The organism is Bradyrhizobium sp. B097 (assembly GCF_038957035.1).
Lineage (GTDB): Bacteria > Pseudomonadota > Alphaproteobacteria > Rhizobiales > Xanthobacteraceae > Bradyrhizobium.
Genome location: NZ_CP152412.1, coordinates 3583450 through 3606814, shown reverse-complemented (window position 1 = coordinate 3606814; position 23365 = coordinate 3583450). Strand labels below are relative to the sequence as shown.

Below are 23365 nucleotides of genomic sequence, written 5' to 3'. Positions count from 1 at the left end.
GGCAAGTCCGCGCAGAGCAGGACACGCGAATTGTGCCACCGCGGTGCCCCGTTACAGCCGTATGCACGCGAACATTCGTACGCGTGCCGGCCGCCTCACTCCACCTTCGCCGCAACCGGTCCCTTGTCGGTCCAATCCGGCGGCACGCCGGCGCTGTCGCCGACCATGCCGACGAGGCCCGGCGCGCGTCCGAACGCTTCGCAGGCCGGATATTTCGGCGCGCCGCCGAGCAGGAAGCCCAGCCGCTGCATCGAGGGCATCGATGGCACGGCGCCGAACGGCGTCGCGCCGGTGACCAGCATCTGGCTGAAATCGCCGCCGAACGATGCGGCAAGGCCGTACGCATCGCCCTCCTCCGACATCCGCCCGTTGTCGAAGGCATTGGCCGCGCGGCCCCAGACCATCGCCGCCTTCTGCTGTCCGGCCGGATCGCGCGCCTCGGCTTCAAGTGACAGGCTGCCGAGCCCCACCGGAATGCGCGGAACAGGCACGGGCACGCCGGGCAACAGAATCGTCTTCGCCACCGACACACCTTTGGAGACGCCGACCGCCGTCGGATCGGTCGGCACCACATGCGTGATGACAGCGTGAACGGTCAGGTCGGCGGGCTCTGACGCAACCACGTAGAAGCGTTCGCTCAGGCCCGCACACAATGCACGGTCGGCGGCGTTGGTGACGAGCCTGCGCTGTGCAGCGGTGAAGGGCACTGACGTTCCGTCAGAGAACACGGTGGGCACGATCCTGATCGTCTTCGCCGCCAGCACCTCTTCCTTGCTCACCCGCAGCTTCGAGCGGGTCAACATCCCGTCCGATTGCTCCATATTGTCGTAGGAGCGGAGTGAACCGGCCTGATCCAGCGTCGCCGTCGCGCAGCCCGAGACCAAAAGACCGAGCAGGTTCGCCGCCGCAAAGCCGCGCAGTTGCGCCCCCCGCCCGCTCGAGAATCCATTTGCCTCCGGAAGCAATTTGATCCAACTCACGCGTAAGCAGGTTGTCATTGGGGCACCGGCGACTTACACTAAGTGTAAATACTACACTTGGTGTAAATTTCGTGTTGGGCGGTTTTAAGGCGTGACCGCCGGCTCCTGATTTCATCCTGATGAGAGAAGCGGCTGATGCCCGACCCCCTCTCGAAACCCGAAGGCCTGCGCGAGCGCAATCGTCGGCAGACGCTTCAGCATATCGCCGAGGTCGGCATCGAGTTGTTTCTTGCCAAGGGTTACGAGGCAACGACGCTGGACGAGATCGCGGCCGCGGCCGGCATCTCGCGCCGAACCTTCTTCTATTATTTCAAGAGCAAGGACGACATCCTGCTCGCGCATCTTGCCGGCTATGATGACGAGCTCAGGGCGTCAGTCCTGGGACATGCCGCCGCCGGTTCTCCGATCGACGTCGTCCGCGAAGCGCTGCTCGACGTGGCTGCCCGCTTCGAGACCTCTCGACTCATGGCGATCATTCGCCTGATCCGGCAGAGCGAGGCGTTGAGCGCCAGCAGACACGGCAATAATCTGCGGCGCGAACAGGTGGTTTACGAGGCACTCTGCGAGATATGGCCAGACAAGGAACGCCGCGAGCCTCTCCGCCTCGTCGCGATGGTCTCGATCGGAACGCTTCGTCTCGCCGTCGACAAATGGATCGAGCACGGCCGCAAGCGTAAGCTCACGACATACGTCCAGGATGCCTTCGCGAAGCTGAAGGCCGAGATCTGAGGTTGCCGGCAGCGCGCCGCTGCAATATCGCCTGGAGACCCTCTCCTCGTCACTCCGGGGCTCGCGAAGCGAGAGCCCGGAATCCATCGAGCCGCAAGCTTTGCTGAAAAATGGATTCCGGGCTCGGCGCTGCGCGCCGCCCTCAGGTGCGCAATTGCGCACCGGGGAATGACGAGCGGAGAAATCCGCTTCCGTCCTCCTCACCCGCTGCGCGCGACGTCCTGAAAACAGCCGCGCAGCCAGTCGATGGTGACGCGCGTCGCCGCATCGCGCTTGAGGTGGCTTTGCACCAGAAGCCAGACGTCGCGCCGCTTCGGCAGCAGCGTGGCGCGCAGACGGCGATCGGTCAGCAGGTCGACGCAACTGTGCTCCGGCAGCACGCCGACCGCTTGATGCGACTGGATCAGCTTGTGGATGATGCGGACATTGTCGGTGACGCAGCGCGCACGAAGCCGCTTTCCGCGCAGGAACTGCATTTCCGGAATCCCGCCGAGCTCATCGGGATAGGCGCATGCCACCGCCTCTCCCGCTGTCGTCGCGACCGGTTCGAAGAAATACAGCCTGACCTCGGCGAGCTTGGAGATCGCAAAGTCGCCCTTGTCGGGCTTGCGCAGGCGGATCGCGAGATCGGCCTCCCAGCGCGAGAATTTGACGTTCTCGCTCGACGTCAGGAACTGCAACGTCAAGCCCGGATGGGCGCGCAGCAATGCGCTGGTGCGCGGCGCCAGCACCTCCTCCGCGATCGCATTGGTGGAGGCGATGCGCAGCCGGCCGACCGGGCCGGGCAGGCTTTCGCCGATCCGGCCGATCTCCTCGGCATGCGCGGCCATCGCCTGAATGTGCGCAAGCACCACGTCGCACTGCCGGGTCGGCTTACGAACGCCGTCGGCTGCCTCGAACAGCCGCAGCCCGAGCGCACGCTCGATCCGGGCCAGCCTGCGGCCGACCGTGGTCTCGTCGATCCGCAGCCGCGCGCTGGCGCCGGCATAGGTGCCCTCGTCCCTGACGGCCGCGATGATGCGAAGGTCGTCCCAGTTCATGGCCTTGAGGCTACATCGCATCCCGCCTGCCTGCAATAACGCAGCCACCGGCTGCGATATCCCTGCATAACAGCAGGCCGGTCCGCGGCTATATTTTGGCAAGACGCATCCTCTGGAGTTCTCACGACCATGACCGCAGCCAAAACCTTGATGCAGCTTGCCGGTATCGACCTCACCCCGCCCCGCCTCGGCGATGCCTGCCTGGTGCTGATCGATATCCAGAACGAATATCTCGCCGGTCCCCTCGCCTTGCCCGACGCCAGCCCCGCAATTGCACGCGCCACCGCATTGCTCGCCCGCGCGCGGGAGAGCGGCGCTGCGATCATCCACATCGCGCACAAGGGAGCGCCGGGAAGCCTGTTCGATCGCAGCGCGGAGCGTGGCGCGATCGTTGCGCCGCTTAAGCCGCGGCCGGGCGAGATCGTGATCGAGAAGCAATTGCCGAACGCCTTCGCCGGCACCGACCTCAACGCCCAGCTTGCCGCGACCGGCCGCAAGGAGTTGGTGCTCGCCGGCTTCATGACGCATATGTGCATCAGCTCGACCGCCCGCGCCGCGCTCGATCTCGGCTTCCGCACCACGATCGATGCCGAGAGCTGCGCGACCCGCGACTTGCCCGACGGCAAAGGCGGCACGATTGCCGCGAAGCTCATCCACGACGTCGCGCTCGCCGAACTGTCCGACCGCTTCGCGATCATCGCCCGCGGCAACGCCCTCGCCTGAGATCACCATCATGATCGAGCTCTATTTCTGGCCGATGGCCTGCTCACTCGCCAGCCGGATCGCGCTGATGGAGGCCGGCATCGACGCGCGCTACCACATGGTCCATCTCTGGACCAAGAAGGTGCTGGAGGACGACGGCGACTTCCGCGCCGTCGCGCCGAAGGGCGCAGTGCCCGTGCTGGTGCTCGAGAACGGCGAGCGGCTGACGGAGAGCGCGGCGGTGCTGCAATATATCGCGGACCTCAAGCCCGAGCTCGGTCTCGCGCCGCCGCCAGGCCATCCGGACCGCTATCGCCTGCAGGAATGGCTGAGCTTCATCGGCACCGAGATCCACAAGGGATTCCTGTTCCCGACCTTCTGGTACAAGGACGATGCATCGCTCGCCAAGCCGCGTGCCAGGATCGGACAGACCTTGTCGGTGCCATCAGCGCATCTTGCCGACCGCGAATTTCTGGTTGGCAACCGCTTCACCGTAGCGGACGCGCATCTCGCCTGGGCTCTGCTGTTGCTTCGCCCCGCCGGCGTCGATGTGGCGCAATGGCCGCCGCTGGCCGCCTATCTCGGACGCATCCAGGCGCGGCCGCAGGTCAAGGCCGCGATCGGCACCGAGATGCAATTGTGGAAGAGCGTCGCGGCGTGATCGCCGCGCGCCCGGTGTGGCGTCACTGAAACGCGACCTCGGCGAAACTGCGCAGCTTGCGCGAATGCAGCCGCTCGGATTCCTGCTGCTTGAGCCGCTCCAGCGCCTTCAGCCCGATCTGAAGGTGCTGGCCGACGCGCTGGCGATAGAACTCGCTCGCCATGCCCGCCAGCTTGATCTCGCCATGCAGCGGCTTGTCGGAGACGCACAGCAGCGTGCCGTAGGGCACGCGGAAGCGATAGCCGTTGGCGGCGATCGTCGCCGATTCCATGTCGAGCGCGATCGAGCGCGATTGCGACATCCGCCGGATCACCTGCGGCCCGCTGATTTCCCAATTGCGATTGTCGACGCTGGCGACCGTACCGGTGCGCATCAAGCGCTTGAGCTCGAAGCCGGTCAGCCCGGTGACCTCGCCGACCGCCTCCTCCAGCGCGACCTGCATCTCCGCAAGTGCGGGGATCGGCACCCAGAGCGGCAGCTCATGGTCGAGCACGTGATCCTCGCGGACATAGCCATGGGCCAGCACGTAATCGCCGAGCCGCTGCGTGTTGCGTAGGCCGGCGCAATGCCCGATCATCAGCCAGGCATGCGGCCGAAGCACCGCGACGTGATCGGTGATGTTGCGCGCATTCGATGGACCGATCCCGATGTTGATCAGGGTGATGCCGCGGTAGCCGGGCTCGACGAGATGAAACGCCGGCATCTGCGGGACGCGATCCGAGGCCGTCCCGACGGTGCCGCCGCCTGCCAGCGCGCTGCGCGTGATCACATTGCCGGGCGCGACGAACGCCTCGAGGCCTTCCTCACCCGACGCAAGACGCTGCAGGCTCGATTGCGCGAAGGCGTCGACATAGAACTGGTAGTTGGTGAAGATCACGAAATTCTGGAAGTGCTCGGGATCGGTGCCGGTGTAGTGATAGAGCCGGCGCAGCGAGTAATCGACGCGCGCGGCACGGAACAGGGCCAGCGGCTCGGGCGTCCCCGGCGTGAGTTCAAACGTGCCGTCGGCGATCGCATCGTCCATCGCCGCGAGGTCGGGCGTATCGAACACGTCGCGCAGCGACCTTGTGAACGCCGAACTGTCGGCGATGGTCAGCGCGGCCTCGATATTGATGTCGCGCCGATAGGCGAAATGGATCGGAATCGGCTCGATGGACTCGCCGATCTCGACCGCCACGCCATGGTTCTTGATCAGGAGCCCGATCTGCTCGGTGAGGTAGGTCCGGAAAATATCCGGCCGCGTGATGCTGGTCTCGTGGACACCAGGCCCCGCGACAAAACCGTAGGCGAGACGGGAATCGAGCCGGGCATGCGATGAGGTCGTGATGCGGACGAACGGGTAATGCGCCCGCACCCGCGTCGTGCACGGCACCCCGTTGACATAGGCCTCGAAGCGACTGCGCAGGAAGCCGGTGTTGCGCTCATAGATCTCTTCGAGACGGGCAACGGCGGCGCCAGCATCGACGAACGCTTCGGTCGTGATCGGCGGCGGGGTTTCGATGGGAGGCGTGGGAGACATGTTCGCTTTGCACCCGATCCGTTGCCGAGTTGGGACTCGCCCTGGATCAGCACAGTATAGCGACAATGGCCTCCAGTTCCAGATCGACGCCGATCGCGCCAAGCCGCCCTAATCCGGCGTGCGCGGCGGCAACGCGCAGATTTCGGACCGGGTCAGGAACCGGCGCTCGCGCCCGTTGTCGAGCGAGAACATGCCGCCGCGGCCCGGAACGACGTCGATGATCAGATCGGTGTGCTTCCAGACGTCGTATTGCGAGCCGCTGATGTAGAACGGCGCCCCACCGATCTCGCCGAGCTTGACGTCATAATCGCCGATCAGGAAGTCACCTTGCGGATAGCACATCGGCGACGAACCGTCGCAGCAGCCGCCGGACTGGTGAAACAGCACCGGCCCATGATCGGCGACGATCTCGGCAATCAGCTCCAGCGCAGCCGGCGTCGCGGTCACCTTGTCAGACATCTCGGCCTCCGTGATGGGAGCTTCGGCGGGACACCCCGCCGAAGCCTGTCGTCTTCGTCCCCGAACGCGGGGGGCGGCCGGGATATCAGAAGAAGCCGAGCTTCTTCGGGCTGTAGCTCACCAGCATGTTCTTGGTCTGCTGGTAGTGGTCGAGCATCATCTTGTGGTTCTCGCGGCCGACACCGGACTGCTTGTAGCCGCCGAACGCCGCATGCGCCGGATAGGCGTGGTAGCAGTTGGTCCAGACCCGGCCGGCCTGGATGGCCCGGCCGAACCGGTAGCAGCGATTGACGTCGCGGCTCCAGATGCCGGCACCGAGGCCGTAGAGCGTGTCGTTGGCGATCGAGAGCGCGTCCTCGTCGTTCTTGAAGGTGGTCACGGACACCACGGGCCCAAAAATCTCCTCCTGGAAGATGCGCATCTTGTTGTGGCCCTTGAACACGGTCGGCTTGACATAGTAGCCGCCCGAGAGCCCGCCGCCGAGATTGTTGCGCTCGCCGCCGGTCAGCACCTCGGCGCCTTCCTTCTTGCCGATGTCGATGTAGGAGAGGATCTTCTCGAGCTGCTCGGAGGAGGCCTGCGCGCCGATCATGGTGGTGGGATCGAGCGGGCTACCTTGCGTGATCGCTTCGACGCGCTTCAGCGCGCGCTCCATGAAGCGGTCATAGATCGATTCCTGGATCAGCGCCCGGCTCGGACAGGTGCAGACCTCACCCTGGTTGAGCGCGAACATCACGAAGCCCTCGACCGCCTTGTCGAAGAAGTCGTCGTCTTCCGCGCAGACATCCTTGAAGAAGATGTTGGGTGATTTGCCGCCGAGTTCGAGCGTCACCGGGATCAGGTTCTGCGAGGCATATTGCATGATCAGCCGGCCCGTCGTCGTCTCGCCGGTGAAGGCGATCTTGGCGATCCGGTTCGACGATGCCAGCGGTTTTCCTGCTTCGAGACCGAAACCGTTGACGACGTTCAGCACGCCCTTCGGCAGCAGGTCGCCGATCAGCTCGAGCAACACCAGGATCGAGGCCGGGGTCTGCTCGGCCGGCTTGAGGACCACGCAGTTGCCGGCGGCGAGCGCCGGTGCAAGCTTCCAGACCGCCATCAGGATCGGGAAGTTCCAGGGAATGATCTGGCCGACCACGCCGAGCGGCTCGTGGAAGTGATAGGCGATGGTGTCGTGGTCGATCTCCGAGATCGAGCCTTCCTGTCCGCGGATCGCGCTGGCGAAGTAACGGAAGTGATCGATCGCCAGCGGCATGTCGGCGGCCATCGTCTCGCGGATCGGCTTGCCGTTGTCCCAGGTCTCGGCGGTGGCGAGCTTTTCGAGATTGGCCTCCATCCGGTCGGCGATCCTGTTGAGGATCAGCGAGCGCTCGGCGACGCTGGTCTTGCCCCAGGCGTCCTTGGCTGCATGCGCGGCATCGAGCGCCGCCTCGATATCCGACGCGTCGGAGCGCGGGATCTCGCAGACCGGAAGGCCGGTCACCGGCGAGATGTTCTCAAAATACTTTCCGGAGCGGGGCTCACGCCATTCGCCGCCGATGAAATTGCCGTAGCGCTTGGCGAACGGCGCCTTGAGCACCGACTGCATGTCAACCTTGTTCATGTGTTCCTCCGTTGGCACGCCGATGCACACGGCGTTGGCCGGGACGCTCGGTCAAATCAGGCGGACAGAACAGGGGCCCGCCCCAACGGCCGCAGGGGAACTGTCGCAAATCTGAGACAGAGTGCGCCGCAAATTGGCACAGGGCGCGCCAGCGCGGCGGAGGCCGGTTCGGAGCCTTCGGGTATGCTCTAGCGATGCAAGCCGAGCTGCTTGAGCTTGCGGTGCAATGTGGCGCGAGACATGTCGAGGTCCTTGGCAGCCTTCGACACGTTGCCGCCGGCGCGCGCCAGCGCGCGCTGCAACACTGCGCGTTCCGCGGCGGCCAGGCCGCCATCGTCGCGCGTCTCGCCGATCAGGTCGGCCGCCGGCAACGGCCGCGCCAGCGACGCGGCGTTGAGGCCGAGCGCGCGGCGCGCAGCGCGCGTTGCGCCGATCACGAGATCGTCGCGATCGACCGCGAGCAGCGAGTTGACGGCGCGCTCGCTTCGCGGTGTCAGCAGGATTCGCGCATCGGGAAACGCCCGGCGAAAATTCTCGGCTTCGATCGCGCGCGCGGCGTCCGTCACCGCGGTCGCGATCAACCGGGAAAATCCATCGGTCAGGTCCGCCCGGCAGGAGGAGACATCGAGCGCGGCGGCGAGCTCGCCATGCTCGTCGAAGATCGGCGCGGTGGTGCAGAACAGTCCGGAATTGCGGGTGAAGAAGTGCTGCTCGCGGTCGATCGACAGTGGACGCTTCTCGACGATGCAGGTGCCGATGCCGTTGGTCCCCTCGTACTTCTCGCTCCAGACCGCACCGGTCCAGAGCCCCCAGGCGTCGAACGTCGCATCGTCGGCGCCCGCGCCGCGCCGGTCGACGACGACGCCGTCGCGGTCCGCGAGCAGCACCGAGCAGCCGACTCCGCCGACGGCAAGGAACAGCCGGTCGAGCGTGCTCTGGGCGACTTTCAGGAATTCGCCGAGGCGTTGCTGTGCAGCGGCGATTTCAGCCTGGCCGAGACGATGGGAAGGCAGGCGGCTCGCCGGATCGAGCGCATGCAGATGGCCGGACCTGCGCCACGATGCCGACAGGTCGGATGGCGCCCCGCCTCCGGCCAGCACGTCGAGAACCTTGTCCGTGTGCATGACGCCTGGCGACCGGCTCATGCTTCCCTCCCCTGCTCCGCGGGTTCTGTGACCCTCGGGAGCGCGGCGCTGTTGGCCCTGGCACCTTTGTATTCCGCAGGATATAGCGACCCCAGCGGCCTTTCAAGGGATGGCCACCGCGACCTTCGGACAGGTACGGGGGGCTGGTCGCGTAGCTCACGCCGTGGGGGCAGCGCCCCCAGCAGGACGGCGCTTACTGAACCCTCGCCAAAACCGCGAGGCGGCGGATGCCCTTGTTACGGTAGGCATCGAGGAACGCGTAATAGTCCTTGAACGAGACGCAACCGTTGGAGTCGCCGTTCGGGCCGAGCATGAAGGTGTGTGCGAGCAGACCGTCGCGGTTGAAGATCTTGCCCTCGCCGCCGATCGGATTGAGCCGCAGCGCCGGCACACCATGGAACAGTGCCTCGCGCGGCTTGAGCTCGTAGATGTGCGGCGGCGTCACGCCGACCATCTTCATATGCGAGGATCTGGGATCGTCGAGGCGGGAGCCGAGGCCCGAATGCGCCTCGAGGCGCGTGCCATCGGGCAAATACACGGTCTTGGCCGAGATGTCGTAGACCGCGGTCTGGCGGTCATAGGGCGGCGAGCCGCCGAGCATCGGGTTCTGGTCCAGCGTCGAGGGGATGCTGCCGGTGACATTGGCATCGGCAGAAGCGAACGAGAGCAGCCCGCCACTCGACTCGCGCTTGCCCCACAGCTTCTCGACCATGGTCTGCCGCTCGCTCGATGCGATCGACAGCACCGCGGCCTTGGCGCGCGCGGCCATGTCACGGACGCCACCGGATTTCGTTGCCTGCTTCGCCTCGGGCGCCTTCTCGGCGGCCTTCGACTCAACCGTCGCAGCGGGATCGTTGAGCGCCACCTTCAGATTGGCGGCGGCTTGCTTCTTGGCGGTCTCGACCGATTTCGGCGCCGGCAACGGCTTCGATGTCTCGGCGAGCTCCGCCGTCGCCACCGCCCTCGCCGCTACGGCGACCTTGGGTTCAGCGGCCTGCTTGATCGGGTCGATCTGCGGTGCGGCGTCAGCCACGACGCTGGACGCGACGCCGTCGGGCGCGGCGGCCGCAAACCGATCGTTAAACATAAGTGACGGTGTCTGGGCTTCCGACTTCGCGACCTCGGTCTTTGCGGGCGCCGCCGGCGCCGGCGTCAGGGACGCGAACACCTCGTTGAACGCGGGTGTGGGCCGCGCGGCAACCGCGACGGGCCGCTTCACGACCGGCGCTTCAAACGACGCATTGCCGACCGACGGATAGACGCTCGCCGCAAAGATGTTGGCATAGACGGTCCAGGCACAGCCAAGCACCAGCCCCGCCACCGCGGCACTGCCGAGGAAATGCTGTGGGAGGATTTTTCGGGAGGTTTTCTTGCGGCTTGGCGCCCCAAGAACATACGCACTCGCACTCGTACCCATACGCCCGGCGCTCAAAACAGGTCCACCTTTGTCCCTCACTCGACGCATCGTCGAACGATGTTCGGCTCAACGTCGCGCGGGGGCACAGACGGCCATTAAGGCGACTTTTAGTTAAATGCGACTTAACCGGACGCGATCCCCTGCAACGCGGGAAGTGCCTGTGGCGTAGGGCTTTTTTAAGATGGCAATGGACCGCCAAAACGGCTTTTTTGTCCCATGATGGGACATTCCGGCACGCGGTTCCGCTACCGCATGCCGAGATAAATCCTAGGGAGAATTTCCTTGCCGATGGCCCCGTAATCGCGCGGGGATCGAGCAAAATCCATCTCTCAATAGCTCAGCTTCGGATACCAGTCCGCGCCGCGCCCCTCGCGCGTGGTGTCGAGCACGGTCCAGAGCGGATCCAGATCCGGCGCGCCGCGCGGGTCCTGGCCGGGGTCGACCGTGCCGGCTCCCATTTCGCCGGCCCAGAAATGCCGGATTGCATCGTTGTCTCGTGTGAAGACATTGTAGCCGGGCACGTCGCTGTCATCCTTGCTGACATAGTCGCGCGTGTAATCGCCCGACGCATCCGAATAGACCTTGTGACGCGTCCAGCCGCGCGCCTGCTTCGCCTCGATCAGCCGCGCGATCGGCGAGCGCGCCACGAACACGAACGACACGCGCTGCTCGATATCAGGCAGCTTCTGCTCCCATGTGCCCATGAACGATGTGCACATCGGACACGGCTTCTCGCGCTGCGAGCCGAACATGTAGCTGTAGATGATGAGCGTCTGCTTGTTGCCGAACAGATCGGCGAGCGAGGCCGCGCCGGACTCGCCCGTGAACTCATAGGCCCTGGTCACCTCGCCGCCCGGCGGCAAGGCGCGGCGCAGCTCGGCGACGCGCGCGATGTGCCGGCGCAGCTCGATCTCCTCGACGAGCAGCGCCTGGCGCGCCCGGCGATACTCGGCGCTCTCATTGGGAAAGCGCCTGGCATTGCTGCTGGCAAGTTCGGCGGCGGGCTTGAGGACGGAACTGGTCATGGTTGGAACCTCGCATGGTTGACGGGCTCCCTGGAAGACGAACCGGAACCGGACGATCCGACATGCACAGCGACGATCTTACTGCAGTTCCGGCGGCGGCGAACGGTCGAAGACCTCGCCCTTTGCGCCATCAAGCAGATCGAGCGCGTAAGTCTCGATCACCAGCGGCCCGCGCATGCGCTTGGCCTCGGCCACCGTTTCGACATGGGCGAAATTGTCGCGCACCGAGGCCGGCATCGCCTGCTCGACCTCATGCACATACAGCAGCTTGCCGGACAGCTGCGCCGGGCTCGGCTCAGGCATGTTGACCCAGCGAATGCGCTGGCCTTGTTGCGCGACGCAGGTGCCCTTGGGGAGATAGAAGGCCAGCCAGCCGGTGGTGCCGTAGTCCGGCGACAGCACACAGCTCGCGCCGGAGCGCGCGCGCACCGCCTCGATCTCGCTCGCGAGCTCCTGCCAGCCGACGCCGACGCTGCGCACGGTGGCATCGCGGCGGTAGCCCGAGAGCATGCCGGTATTGGCCTGCACGATCAGCAGCGCGAACAGCACGACGCCTGTGGGCGCGGCCCAGCGGCGGCAGAAATCGATCGTGCGCTGCTCGCGCGGTGCCCACTGCACCTGGATCGCCGCGACCGCGGCCGCCACCGCAAACGCCGGATAGACCGGCGCGAACCAATTGGCCTCGACCCGGGCATGCAGCGCGTGCCAGGTGAAGTAGACCACGATGGTCCAGAACATCGTGTTGACCAGCACGCGCGCGGGCATCGCGCCGGCGCGCCGCCGGTAGAGCGCGTAGAGGCCCATCACACCGAGGATGAAGACCAACGGCGTCGCGAACGCAAACTGCGTCGGGATCAGCTCGGCGATGTAATTCGGCCGGAAGTCCTCGATCCGGGCGCGGCCCATCTGCTTGATGAACGACACCCATTGGTGATCGGCATTCCAGAGGATGACCGGCGCAAACAGGCCGGCCGCAACCAGGCCGCCGAGATAGAGCCATGGCGAGAGATACCAGCGCCGCAGCTTCGGCACGACAGCAAGCCAGATCAGGATCGCGGGTCCAAAGAACAGCGCCGTGTATTTCGACAGCAGCGCCAGGCCCGCGCTGACGCCGACCGCAAGCCACCAGGCGCCGCGGCCGCTCTCCAGCACCTTTGCGAGCGAATACAGCAGGAAGCTCGCGGCCACCAGCAGCGGTGCATCCGGCGTCACGATCAGCGTGCCGACGGCGGCCATCAGCGTGACATTGAGCAGGATCGTTGCGCTGGCGGCGATACGCTGGCCGCCGAACAGGATCTCGGCCGCCCGGTAGATCGCCCAGCTCATCGGCAACGCGAGCAGGATCGACACCAGCCGCACGCCGAACGGCGTGTCGCCCGCGATCATGGTGCCGAGCCGGATTACGACCGCCACCATCGGCGGATGGTCGTAATAGCCGCCGGCGAGCGCCTTCGACCACATCCAGTAATAGGCTTCGTCGAAGGTCAGCGGCGTCCATGCGGCGGCGGCCAGCCGCAACACGACCAGCGCGCACACCGCGAGAGCGGTGTTCCGGGCCAGCCGCGCCTCGTTCGCGTTCATGCCACCGTCATCGCTTGCGCCAGACGAACAGCCCGGACATCGCGTAGTTCCACACCACGCCCATCAGCGCGCCGGCCGCGCCCGCAAGCCACCAGATCGGCTCCTGGTCGTACACCGAGAATGCGACGCCGACATTGGCGAGCAGGCCGACGCTGCAGACCAGATAGAACAGCAGCAGGCCGCGCAGGATGCCAAAGCCCTTCAGCCGCTGGTCGCGATAGGTCAGGAAATTGTTGAGGATGAAGTTGCTGGTCATGGCGACGATCGCGCCGGTGGCCTGGGCCTCCGGGAATGGCGCCTTGAACAGCTCCAGCGCGATGAACAGCACGCTGAGATGCACCAGCAGGCCGAGCCCGCCGACCGCCGCGAACAGAATGAAGCGCAGCGAGATCACGTCGTTGGTCAGCTTCGCCAGCACCAGGCCAAGGAAGTCGAGCGCGACCATCGAGTCAAGCTTGCTCTCGCCATGCTGGCGGGCACCGAATGTGTAGGGAATCTCGACCGCGCGCAGCTTGCCTTCCGCCGTCGCCACGACATCGAGCAGGATCTTGAAGCCCTGGGTCGAGAGCTGCGGCGCGAGCTGCTCGAAACGGTCGCGGCGGATCATGAAGAAGCCGCTCATGGGGTCGGCGATCTCGACCTTCAGCGAGCGGCGCGCGATCTCGGTGGCAAAGGCGCTGGCGCCGGCGCGCTGCTTGTTGAAGCCTTCGGTCTTGTAGCCCTCGATATAGCGGCTGCCGACCACGAGCTCGGCCTCGCCGCTCTGCAGCAGGGCGAACATCCTCGGGAGCTGGGTCTCGTCATGCTGGAGGTCGGCGTCCATGACCGCGGCATAGGGCGAGCTCGAGGCCAGGATGCCCTCGATGCAGGCGCCGGACAGGCCGCGCCGGCCGATCCGGCGGATACAGCGCACGCGGGAATCCTTCCGCGCCAGGGCGCGCACCACGTCCCAGGTACCGTCGGGTGAATTGTCATCGACGAAGATGACCTCCCAGGACACGTCCTTCAGGGTCGCGTCGAGCCGGCGGTACAGCACCGTGACATTGTCGCGCTCGTTGAAGGTCGGGACGACCACCGACAGCTGCGGCAGACTTGCTGCCAGCGAGGCGGTTTCGGGGGCTAGCTTGATGGCGTCATTCATGAGCGCCAGCGTATAGCCGCAGCCTCCCCCGCTGCCAAGGCGGGCCGGCGCAAACGCTGTCTCGGAAAGCGGGAAAACGGGGCAAAAACCGTTCGAAAATGCCAACGACCACGAACAAGGGGCGCGCGTACATCCGGCGCAGCCAAACAATGTCGTGGTCGTTCCGGCGCCGGAGCCCTGAAGCTGCAACGTCGCCGTTGGACGCTAGATGGGAAGGCCCCAGGCGGTCCGCAAGGGGCAAGGATCACCTCTCCCTTGGGAGAGGTCGATTTGCGCAGTAAATCGGGTGAGGGGTTACGGTCTATCGATAGAGCAAGAGCCCTCACCCGGATTGCACTGGACGATGCTTCGCATCGCCAGGCGCAATCCGACCTCTCCCCAGCGGGGAGAGGTGATCCGAAACCTTGGCGAGCCGATTCAACCAAAATTCATCCCGGTCTAGTTGTTCGGGACTTCCCGGATCACCGGGCCGCGTGGCACCGGGGCCGCCGGCGCGGCCTCGGCGGCGGGAGCCGCCTGCACGGCTGCGGGCTGGGTCGGGTTACGGAGCTGGCTCGGCGACGGCCCGTAGATGAACGCCGCCGCCAGCGCGACGGCCGCGACCACTGCGCCCAAGAAGCCTGCCGTCGATTGTGATCTCATACCGATCATCCCCTTGCCTGCGCGGATTGATATCAAAAATCGGCCGGCCGCAACAGGATTCGGGAACCTATTTCGCCGCGGCCCTGCGCCGGGTGAAGGCGGTCACGATGTCCTTCTGCGCCAGCTCGATCGCGCGGTTGGCCGTCGTCAGATTGGCGTCGGCATCCTGCTTGGGAAACTGCAGCGACAGGAAGTCGATCAGCGACACCCGGAAGTTCTGCCGCTCCGAGGGACAGACATTGGCGATCAGCGAGGTGAACTCCTGGTCGGACATCGCCTTGTTGCTGTCGCGGGGATATTCGCGGGCGAGACAATTCCAGTAGGCGTCGCGACCGGTGATCGCAAGCTTGTGCGCATCGTCGACCTCGTCGGCCATTGCAGCGGACGATATGGCAGCGGGCGATATGGCAGCGGAGGACGTGATCAGGAGGGCGGCCGCAACCAGCATGCGCATTGTTGTTCTCCATTTTGGCGCATCGTAGCGAAGAGCGACAACGACGATAAGCACCCCCGCGCCAATCTGGCAAACTGGCCAATCACGATTATTTTGACTACTCTCGATCCCCGTTCCCCTCCTCGCGATGAGTGCAGTCGTGGCCAAAGCTCCCACCAAGGCGACCAAGACAGACGCAGGCAACATCTACATCGGCATCGGCGGCTGGACCTTCGAGCCGTGGCGCGGGGTGTTCTATCCCGAGAAGCTCACGCAGGCGAAGGAGCTGTCCTACGCCGCCTCCAAGCTGACCTCGATCGAGATCAACGGCACCTATTATGGATCGCAGAAGCCGGAGAGCTTTCGCAAATGGGCCAGCGAGGTGCCCGACGGCTTCATCTTCTCGCTGAAGGGGCCGCGCTTCGCCACCAACCGCCGCGTGCTCGCCGAGGCCGGCGATTCGGTGAAGCGGTTCTATGATTCGGGCGTGCTGGAGCTGAAGGACCGGCTCGGACCGGTGCTCTGGCAATTTGCGCCGACCAAGAAGTTCGACGGCGCCGATTTCGGCAAGTTCCTCGAGCTGTTGCCGCGCAAGCTCGACGGCCGCGCGCTGCGCCATGTCGTCGAAGTGCGTCACGACAGCTTTTGCGTGCCCGAGTTCATCGCCCTCATTCGCGAGCACCAGGTTCCGGTGGTGTTCGCCGAACACGGCAAGTATCCGGCGATTGCCGACGTCGCCAGCGACTTCGTCTATGCCCGGCTGCAGAAGGGCAATGACGAACTGAAGACCTGCTATCCGCCGAAGCAGCTCGATGCCTGGGCCAAGCGGTTTCAGGACTGGGCCGGCGGCAGCGAGCCGGACGACCTGCCGCGGGTCGACAAATCCGCGCCGAAGAAGGCCCCGCGCGACGTGTTCGCCTATGTGATCCACGAGGGCAAGATCCGCGCGCCCGCGGGCGCGATGGAATTGATCGACCGGGTGAAGTGAGGGAGAGCCGATGGCGAAGGCGAAAAGGCTGTTCACCATCGGCTACGAGCAGACGCCGTCCAAGGCGGTGCTCGACGAGCTCCAGCACGCCGGCGTCAAGCTGCTGGTCGATGTTCGCGCGGTGGCCTCCTCGCGCCGTCCCGGCTTCTCCAAGAGCCAGCTCGCCGCCGGCCTCGACGAGCGCGGCATCGGCTACGTCCACCTCCGTGGCCTTGGCACACCGAAGAGCGGACGGGAGGCGGCGCGCAGCGGGCAATATGCGCTGCTGCACAAGATCTATTCGGCGCACCTCAAGACGGTGCAGGCCAAGGAGGAGCTCGACGAGCTGTCGGCGCTGGTGAAGAAGTCCGGCCCGGTCTGCATCCTCTGCTACGAGCGCGACCACGAACATTGTCACCGCCGCTGGATCGCCGAGATCATCGAGGAGCGCGACGGCGTCAAGATCGATAATCTCGTGGCGCCGCAGGTCTAGCGTCAGCCCTGCCCCGGCACGCTGATCGCTCCCTCCATCATCTTCACGCAGCCGCCGCCGACATGCACCGATGTGATCGCGCCGCCCTGCTTGCGCACCCGCGTCAGCAGCAGACTCGGCCGGCCCATGTCGACGCCCTGCCCGATCCGCAGCCGCAATTCGCCGTCGCGCGCGGGATCGATATCCGCGAGCAGCGCCGCGCAGGCTGCTGTCGCACTGCCAGTTGCGGGATCTTCTGACAGGCCGCTGGCACCCGGATGAAACATCCGCGCCTGCAGGTCGAGCGGCTGCTCGCTCGCCGGCACATCGCGCGTGTAGAAATAGACGACGTCGCGGCCGATCTGCGCCAATGCCCTGGCGAATGCCGCGGCATCAGGCCCGGCGCGCTTCAGCGCCTCGCGCGAGGCGATCTCCACCACCAGGAACGGCAGGCCGACCGAGACCACCTGCGGCACATGCCGATCGGTCTTCACGTCGGCCGCCGACAGCGAGAGACAAGCCGCGGCATCGGCCGCGCTCACCTCATTCGACCGTTGCAGCTGCTGCGGCGCCGTCAGCTCGGCGCCAATCACCCTGGCGCCGTCAGAAAGGATTTTGACCGGCACGAGGCCCGCCTTCTCCTCGAACCTCAGCTGCTCCGGCGCCTTCGCTGCTCGGCTCGCCAGCACAAAGGCGGTGCCGACATTAGGATGGCCGGCGAAGGGAATTTCCGAGCGCACCGTGAAGATGCGAACCTGGGCGTCGTTGGCCTTGTCCTGCGGCGGCAGCACGAAGGTCGTCTCGGAATAGTTGAACTCGGTCGCGATCGCCTGCATCTGCGCGCTCGACAGCCCTTCGGCGTCGAGCACCACGGCGAGCGGGTTGCCGCCGAAGGCGCGGTCGGTGAAAACGTCGACGGTGATATAGCGGCGCTGCATCTTGCGTGTCCTTGTGCCGGTCATTCCGATGGCGTCATCGTAGCACAGCAGCAACGACGCCTTTCAGAGCACTCGGTACAATCGCGCGCGAGCTAGAGCATATGAGATTAGGTTGAGCTGGAACGGCGTCGAAAGTCCACCTCTCCCTCTGGGAGAGGTCGATTTGCGCAGCAAATCGGGTGAGGGATTACGGTCTATCGAGAGAGCAAGGGCCCTCACCCGGATTGCTTTGCAATCCGACCTCTCCCCGATGGGGAGAGGTGAACCGAAACTGCCGCAAGCCGATTCAACCAAAACTCATCGCGCTCTAGAAGCGAAACAGCTCGCGCGGCGATGCGAGCACGCGGGCGCGCTCATCAGCGTCGACAATAAGCTCGTCGAGGAATTTGCGATTCTTCGCGTAGCTCTGCGTCGCCTCGAATTGGGTGTGCGGCCAGTCGCTGCCCCACAGCAGCCGGTCGACGCCGTAAGCATTGCGCAGCAACGGATAGGCCTGCTTCGCGAACGCCTCGCCGGCCGCGCCGTTGCGATAGGGCGCCGAGATCTTGACCCAGACATTTCGCGTCGCGCCAAGCTTGAGGACCGACTGGAATCCGGGATCGTCGACGCCGAGCTTCGGATCGGGCAAGGCGAAATGATCGAGCACGACTTTCACGCCCTGGTCGAGCAGCTGTGGTGCGAGCGTCGCGAGATCGCCGGCGTTGCGCTGGATCTCGACCTGCCAGTCGAGCGTCCTGATCTGTGCCAGCAGCGCCGTCCACTCCGGCGACGCCAGATCAGGCAGCTTCTGGCCGACCAGATTGAGACGGATGCCCGCGACGCCAGCGCGATCGAGCGCGCGTAGCTCGTCGGCGGTAGCGGCAACGTCGACCACGGCGATGCCGCGCAGCCGGCCATTGGTCGCCTTCAGGCATTCGGCGAGATAGGAATTGTCGGTGCCGAGAAAGCTCGGCTGCACCAACACGCCATTGGTGATGCCGTTCTGGTCGAGCTGCTGCAGATAGAGCGCGAGCGGCGCGTCGTAGTCGGGCGCGTAGCGCCGGCCGGGCGCGAGCTTCAGCCCGCGATGGAAGACGTGGGCGTGGGTATCGATCGCCAGTTTCGGCACCTCAGCCCTCACCTTGCTCGCCAATCCGCCCGCCGACAGCGCGGCAACCAATCCCGAGGCAAACCGGCGCCGCGTCAACCCATGTTCGTACGATGTCATGATCATTCCTCATCATCACGCGCGCGTGGCGGCGGCCTGCTCGAAAACCTTGCCGCGGGTTTCCGGCAGCATCAGCACCGCGACCAGCACCAGCGAATAGGCGAACGCCGCGTCGATCCCGATCGCAGCACCAAGGCCGATGTGATCGCTGAGGTAGCCGACCAGGAAGGGAAACGCCGCGGAGACGATGCGGCCGAAATTGTAGCAGAAGCCGACGCCGGTGCCGCGCACGCCTGCCGGATAGAGCTCGCTGAACAACGCCGCCATGCTGGCGGGAATGCCCGCCGAGAAGAAACCGAGCGGGAATCCGAGCACCAGCATCTGCGAATTCGAGAGTGGCGCGAAGATGTAGACCAGCACGGTCACGACGCAGGCGGCGGCGAACAGCGTGACGTTGGCGCGCCGCCCGATCCGGTCGCTGACGATCCCCGACACCACGCAGCCGCAGAAGAAGGCGACGATGATCACGGCGAGATAAGCGCTGGAGCCGAGCACCGAGAGATGCCGCACCTCGCGCAGGAACGTCGGCAGGAATGTCGTCAGCGCGGCATAGCCGCCATGGGCGCCGATGCCGAACAGGCCGCCGATCAAGGTCGAGCGCAGCACGTCGCGGTGAAAGATTCCGGCAAGCGTCGCGAAGAACGGCGGCTCGGCCTCACGCGGCGCAGCGCGCGGCGGCTCCTTCAGCCCGCGGCGGATATACAGGATCAGCAGCGCCGGGATCAGCCCGACGGCGAACAGGATGCGCCAGGCGATATCGGCGGGCGCATAGGTGAAGACCAAAGCCGACAGCAGCACCGCGGCGCCCCAGCCGACTGCCCAGGCGCTCTGCACGGCGCCGAGCGCCTTGCCGCGATGCTCGGCGCGAATGATCTCGGCCATCAACACCGCGCCGCAGGCCCACTCTGCGCCGAAGCCGATGCCCTGGATCGCCTTCAGGACCACGAGCTGGCTGTAGTTCATCGCGAAGGCCGAGGCGAAGGTCGCGAGCGCAAAGGTCGCCACCGTGATCTGCAACGCCTGCACCCGGCCGAAACGGTCGCCGAGCGCGCCGCCAAGCCAGCCACCGAACGCGCCGAAGAACAGCGTGACCGAGCCGAGCAGCCCGGCATCGGCCTTGCTGATCCCGAAGGCCGTAATCAGCGCCGGAATGGCGAGGCTGAACATCTGGACGTCGAGCGCATCTAACCCCCAGCCGCCGAAGCTTGCCCAGAAGGTGCGTCGCTCGAGCGGCGAGCATTCGCTGTACCAGTTCGTCATTTCTTCTCCCTGTGAATTCTTATGTTGTTGTGTTTGGTTGCCGCGCTATCTGATCTCGGCGTGGTAGCGGAAGCGATCCGCCGGCCCGCGCGAGCGGCGCCATTCGATCGGCCGCCGCTCCAGATCGAACGCCAGGCGCTCGATCACGATCAGCGGCGCGTTGGCCTCCAATCGCAGCAGGCGCGATTGCATCTCGGTCGCGATCTCGACGGTGAGGATTTCATCGGCGGAGACCACGACCTGGCCGCAACGGTCCTCGTAGAGCGGATACAGCAGGTCGCCGAACTCGGAAGTCGCGAGCGCGAGCAGCGCCTCGAAGCGCGATCTCTCGAGCCAGATCTCTTCGGCGAGCAGCGGCACGTCGTCGATCAGGCGCAGGCGCGACAGGCTGATGACGGGCTCGCCGACACCGATGCGCAGCGCCGAGGCGACCGCCGAAGTCGCCGGCATCGCCTTGCGCCGCAGGATGCGGCTTTGCGGCACGCGGCGCTCGCCGCTCTCCGACTGGAAGCGGAAGAAGCGGAACAGCGACGAATTGAACCGCGCGCGGCGCACGAAGGTGCCGCGGCCCTGCTGGCGCTCCAGCACGCCGTCGCTGACGAGCTGGTCGATCGCCTTGCGCACGGTGCCGATCGCGACGCCGTAATGCGCGCCGAGCTCGGCCTCGGAGGGGATCAGGTCCCCCGGACGCCATTCATTGCGATTAATGCGCGCCGCGAGGTCGTCGCGAAGACGCTGGTAGCGCGGCAGGCGGTCGTCGAGAGTTGAACTCATATAGTCATCTATATGAATATAGGACGCCGCGTCAATCGCTACCTTATTACCTCAGGCCTGAATGCAGCGCCCTACCCCAACTGCCAGACCGGCACCGGGTGCTCGTAACCCCGCACCGGGATCTCGCCGCGCGACACGGCGTCCTTGCATTCGTCGCCGAGCGCCTCGCGCACGGCAGACGAGATCAGGAATTGCGAGCCGAGCTCCTTGTTGAGCGCCTCGAGCCGGGCGGCAAAGTTCACGGTATCGCCGATCACGGTGTATTCCTTGCGCCGCGGCGAGCCGATACTGCCGGCGACGACCTCGCCGATATGGATGCCGATGCCGATGCGCAGCGGCCAGCTCGACGACGCATTGGTGCGCTCGTTGGCGGCCAGCATCTCACGCGCGGCGGCGACCGCCTGATGCGCGGCGTCGCCGGTCTCGAACGGCGCGCCGAACAGCGCGAGAAAGCCGTCGCCGAGAAACTTGTTCACGATGCCGCCATGGCGATCGAGGATATCGACCAGCACCGCAAAGGCGCCGTCGAGCCGATCGACCACCTCCTGCGGCGAGCGTGAGCGCGCACCGGCAGTGAAGCTGCGGAAATCGACGAACATCACGGCGACACGGCGGATGTCGCTCGCGGTAGAGGCGCCCTCCGCCATCAGGCGTTCGACCACCTGCGGCGAGACGTGCTGGCCGAACAGATTGGTGATGCGGTCGCGCGCGGTGGCAGCCGCAATGCTGGCCGCGAATTGCCGCCGCAGCTGCAGGCCGACCGCGCCGGCCAGCACGCCGCAGATCAGGATGATCGTGCTGCGCGCGGCGTGATAATAAATGCCTTGACCGGCCGCGACGCCATCGGCCGCATGGAAGAACACCGCCATGTAGAACAGCTCGGTCGCGGCGACGACGCCGGTAAAGGTCGACAGCCAGAAATCGAGCCGTAGCGTCGAGAGGATGATGAACACGAAATAGACCAGAGGGGCGACGAAGCCGAGCGCCTCCTGGCGGCCCATGCTGTCGATATGCAGCGCCAGCACGACGGTCGGCAGCGAGGTCTCGACCAGCACGCCGATGTAGCGCCGGATCACCGGCAGGTCGCGGCCCTTGCGCCTGTACCAGCTGATCGCACCGTGCACCCAGAGCTCGAACAGGATCAGCGGAACGGTGACATAGAAAATGTAGTCCGGGTTGAGATTGCCATGCCAGACCCGGCTGACCGCCTCGGGTGCGAACAGATACACTAGCAGGCTGATCGCCCCCAGCACGATGGTCGTGCCGATCAGCACCTTGATGCGGAGCAGCTCGGTGGTCATCACCTCGCGCATCAAAGCGTGGTGGAAATCGGCCGAGACGGTCGTGTCCTGCACCGCTTTGTCGTTAACCCAGAACCCGGCCATGCCTCCCACCCCGTCATTCCGGGATGGTCCGAAGGACCAGACCCGGAATCTCGAGATTCCGGGTTCGGTGTTTCGCACCGCCCCGGAATGACGATGAACAATCATGTCCATTCTGCCTCAATCGAGCGTGCGGCGGAAGCGCGTCACGGCGATCGTCATCGCGAACAGCATCAGGGCGGCCAGCGCGATGGTGTCGTATTGCAGGTTCGGCATCCCGGCGCCCTTCAGCATGATGGCGCGGACGATACGGACGAAATGGGTCAGCGGCAGCCCCTCGCCGACATATTGCGCCCAGACCGGCATGCCCGCGAACGGAAACATGAAGCCAGACAGCAGGATGCTCGGCAGGAAGAACATCATCGAGAGCTGCATCGCCTGCAGCTGGTTCTGCACGATGGTCGAGAAGGTGTAGCCGATCGAAAGATTGGTGGTGATGAACAGCGTGGTGAGCAGCGCCAGCAGCGTCAGGCTGCCGAGGACCGGCACGCCGAACAGCAAGATACCGATGGCGATGATCAGCGTGGCCTGGATGAAGCCGACCAGCACATAGGGGATGATCTTGCCGAACATCACCTCGACCGGCTTGATCGGCATCGACAGCAGGCTCTCCATGGTGCCGCGCTCGATCTCGCGCGTCACCGAGAGCGCGGTGAAGATCAGCATGGTCATGGTCAGGATGGTCCCGACCAGGCCGGGCACGATGTTGAGGCGCGAATCCGCCGCCGGGTTGTAGCGGGCATGGGCGCGGATCTCGAACGGCATGTCCGGGGGATCGCCAATGTGCAGATCGTGCGCCAGCGCCGATTGCACCAGCGGCCCGAGCGTACCGAGCGCCGAACCCGCCGCGGTGGGGTCGGTGGCATCGGCCGCGACCAGCAGCGCCGGCCGGTCGCCGCGCCGCACCGCGCGCTCGAAGCCGCGCGGGATCTCGACCCCGAACAGCACCTTGCCGGATTGCAGCAGCTCGTCGAACTCCTCGACGGTGTGGACCTCGCGGACAAAATGGAAATAGGCGGTGTTCTCCATCGCCTTCAGGATCGAGCGCCCGAGATCGGTGTCCTCCTGGGTCAGCACCGCGGTCGGCAGATTGCGCGGCGTGGTGTTGATGGCGTAGCCGAACAGTGTCAGCTGCATCACCGGCAGCATGATGATCATGGCGAACGAGACGCGGTCGCGGCGGAGCTGGATGAACTCCTTGACCAGCATCGCATAGCTGCGCCGCCAGAAGCCGAACGCCGGCTCTCGCTCTTCATCTTTCCGGATCGTATCCGCCGCACTCATCGGA

The 23365-nt window shown here is 65.5% G+C and carries 23 protein-coding genes; 5 read left to right on the top strand and 18 right to left on the bottom strand.

From position 1 onward, the window contains the following. Positions 1 to 95: 95 nt before the first annotated feature. A complete protein-coding gene (locus AAFG07_RS16760; RefSeq protein ID WP_342728230.1) occupies positions 96 to 980 on the bottom strand; it encodes a DUF3313 domain-containing protein in 885 nt (294 codons plus the stop codon). Between the two features lie 135 nt (positions 981 to 1115). On the opposite strand from AAFG07_RS16760, the gene AAFG07_RS16755 reads away from it, so the two are divergent. Further along, positions 1116 to 1709 carry a TetR/AcrR family transcriptional regulator gene (locus tag AAFG07_RS16755; protein ID WP_342728229.1) on the top strand — a complete coding sequence of 198 codons (594 nt, stop codon included), beginning with the start codon at positions 1116 to 1118 and terminating at the stop codon, positions 1707 to 1709. A gap of 200 nt (positions 1710 to 1909) precedes the next feature. On the opposite strand, the gene AAFG07_RS16750 is transcribed toward AAFG07_RS16755, so the two are convergent. After that, positions 1910 to 2749, bottom strand: a complete 840-nt coding sequence (locus tag AAFG07_RS16750; RefSeq protein WP_342729173.1) for a LysR family transcriptional regulator — start codon at positions 2747 to 2749, stop codon at positions 1910 to 1912. A 129-nt stretch (positions 2750 to 2878) separates the two neighbouring features. Here AAFG07_RS16750 and AAFG07_RS16745 point away from each other — a divergent pair, with 129 nt between their 5' ends. Next, positions 2879 to 3472: a cysteine hydrolase family protein gene (locus AAFG07_RS16745; RefSeq protein ID WP_342728228.1), complete on the top strand. Its 594-nt coding sequence runs from the start codon at positions 2879 to 2881 to the stop codon at positions 3470 to 3472. 10 nt (positions 3473 to 3482) lie between these two features. Beyond that, positions 3483 to 4112, top strand: coding sequence for a glutathione binding-like protein (locus tag AAFG07_RS16740; RefSeq protein ID WP_342728227.1), 630 nt, complete (start codon positions 3483 to 3485; stop codon positions 4110 to 4112). Between the two features lie 22 nt (positions 4113 to 4134). Here AAFG07_RS16740 and AAFG07_RS16735 read toward each other — a convergent pair whose 3' ends face one another. The 10 genes from AAFG07_RS16735 to AAFG07_RS16690 all read right to left on the bottom strand — a co-directional run bounded on the left by AAFG07_RS16735 (position 4135) and on the right by AAFG07_RS16690 (position 15098). Continuing rightward, positions 4135 to 5631: an AMP nucleosidase gene (locus tag AAFG07_RS16735; protein WP_342728226.1), complete on the bottom strand. Its 1497-nt coding sequence runs from the start codon at positions 5629 to 5631 to the stop codon at positions 4135 to 4137. Positions 5632 to 5739: 108 nt separating this feature from the next. After that, complete coding sequence (locus tag AAFG07_RS16730; RefSeq protein WP_342728225.1) at positions 5740 to 6090, bottom strand: DUF779 domain-containing protein; 351 nt, start codon at positions 6088 to 6090, stop codon at positions 5740 to 5742. Positions 6091 to 6175: 85 nt separating this feature from the next. Beyond that, positions 6176 to 7693, bottom strand: coding sequence for an aldehyde dehydrogenase (gene adh, locus AAFG07_RS16725; protein WP_298374987.1), 1518 nt, complete (start codon positions 7691 to 7693; stop codon positions 6176 to 6178). A 188-nt stretch (positions 7694 to 7881) separates the two neighbouring features. Further along, on the bottom strand, positions 7882 to 8838 hold the full coding sequence (locus AAFG07_RS16720; RefSeq protein ID WP_342728224.1) for a helix-turn-helix domain-containing protein: 957 nt from the start codon (positions 8836 to 8838) through the stop codon (positions 7882 to 7884). 193 nt (positions 8839 to 9031) lie between these two features. Further along, the gene (locus AAFG07_RS16715; RefSeq protein ID WP_342728223.1) at positions 9032 to 10159 is read right to left on the bottom strand and encodes a tlde1 domain-containing protein; all 1128 of its coding nucleotides are present in this window, start codon (positions 10157 to 10159) and stop codon (positions 9032 to 9034) included. Between the two features lie 425 nt (positions 10160 to 10584). Further along, positions 10585 to 11280: a DUF899 family protein gene (locus tag AAFG07_RS16710; protein WP_342728222.1), complete on the bottom strand. Its 696-nt coding sequence runs from the start codon at positions 11278 to 11280 to the stop codon at positions 10585 to 10587. Between the two features lie 78 nt (positions 11281 to 11358). Next, entirely contained in the window at positions 11359 to 12861 is a 1503-nt protein-coding gene (locus AAFG07_RS16705) for a glycosyltransferase family 39 protein (protein WP_342728221.1), read from the bottom strand. A 7-nt stretch (positions 12862 to 12868) separates the two neighbouring features. Next, positions 12869 to 14002: a glycosyltransferase family 2 protein gene (locus AAFG07_RS16700; RefSeq protein WP_342728220.1), complete on the bottom strand. Its 1134-nt coding sequence runs from the start codon at positions 14000 to 14002 to the stop codon at positions 12869 to 12871. 438 nt (positions 14003 to 14440) lie between these two features. After that, positions 14441 to 14644: a hypothetical protein gene (locus AAFG07_RS16695; RefSeq protein WP_342728219.1), complete on the bottom strand. Its 204-nt coding sequence runs from the start codon at positions 14642 to 14644 to the stop codon at positions 14441 to 14443. 67 nt (positions 14645 to 14711) lie between these two features. After that, positions 14712 to 15098: a hypothetical protein gene (locus tag AAFG07_RS16690; protein WP_342728218.1), complete on the bottom strand. Its 387-nt coding sequence runs from the start codon at positions 15096 to 15098 to the stop codon at positions 14712 to 14714. Positions 15099 to 15237: 139 nt separating this feature from the next. Between AAFG07_RS16690 and AAFG07_RS16685 the strand changes: the two genes are divergently transcribed. Both AAFG07_RS16685 and AAFG07_RS16680 read left to right on the top strand, forming a co-directional pair. Then, a complete protein-coding gene (locus tag AAFG07_RS16685) occupies positions 15238 to 16065 on the top strand; it encodes a DUF72 domain-containing protein (RefSeq protein ID WP_342728217.1) in 828 nt (275 codons plus the stop codon). A gap of 10 nt (positions 16066 to 16075) precedes the next feature. After that, on the top strand, positions 16076 to 16537 hold the full coding sequence (locus AAFG07_RS16680) for a DUF488 domain-containing protein (protein WP_342728216.1): 462 nt from the start codon (positions 16076 to 16078) through the stop codon (positions 16535 to 16537). Positions 16538 to 16539: 2 nt separating this feature from the next. On the opposite strand, the gene AAFG07_RS16675 is transcribed toward AAFG07_RS16680, so the two are convergent. The 6 genes from AAFG07_RS16675 to AAFG07_RS16650 form a co-directional block, all read right to left on the bottom strand. Continuing rightward, positions 16540 to 17454, bottom strand: a complete 915-nt coding sequence (locus tag AAFG07_RS16675; protein WP_342728215.1) for a PhzF family phenazine biosynthesis protein — start codon at positions 17452 to 17454, stop codon at positions 16540 to 16542. A gap of 307 nt (positions 17455 to 17761) precedes the next feature. Further along, positions 17762 to 18661, bottom strand: coding sequence for an amidohydrolase family protein (locus tag AAFG07_RS16670; protein WP_342728214.1), 900 nt, complete (start codon positions 18659 to 18661; stop codon positions 17762 to 17764). Between the two features lie 15 nt (positions 18662 to 18676). Beyond that, positions 18677 to 19921, bottom strand: coding sequence for an MFS transporter (locus AAFG07_RS16665; protein ID WP_342728213.1), 1245 nt, complete (start codon positions 19919 to 19921; stop codon positions 18677 to 18679). 45 nt (positions 19922 to 19966) lie between these two features. Continuing rightward, positions 19967 to 20695 carry a GntR family transcriptional regulator gene (locus AAFG07_RS16660; RefSeq protein WP_342728212.1) on the bottom strand — a complete coding sequence of 243 codons (729 nt, stop codon included), beginning with the start codon at positions 20693 to 20695 and terminating at the stop codon, positions 19967 to 19969. Positions 20696 to 20766: 71 nt separating this feature from the next. Continuing rightward, the gene (locus AAFG07_RS16655; RefSeq protein ID WP_342728211.1) at positions 20767 to 22080 is read right to left on the bottom strand and encodes an adenylate/guanylate cyclase domain-containing protein; all 1314 of its coding nucleotides are present in this window, start codon (positions 22078 to 22080) and stop codon (positions 20767 to 20769) included. A 117-nt stretch (positions 22081 to 22197) separates the two neighbouring features. After that, positions 22198 to 23361 (bottom strand): ABC transporter permease, encoded by a 1164-nt coding sequence (locus tag AAFG07_RS16650; RefSeq protein ID WP_342728209.1) that lies wholly within the window; start codon positions 23359 to 23361, stop codon positions 22198 to 22200. Positions 23362 to 23365 lie beyond the last annotated feature (4 nt).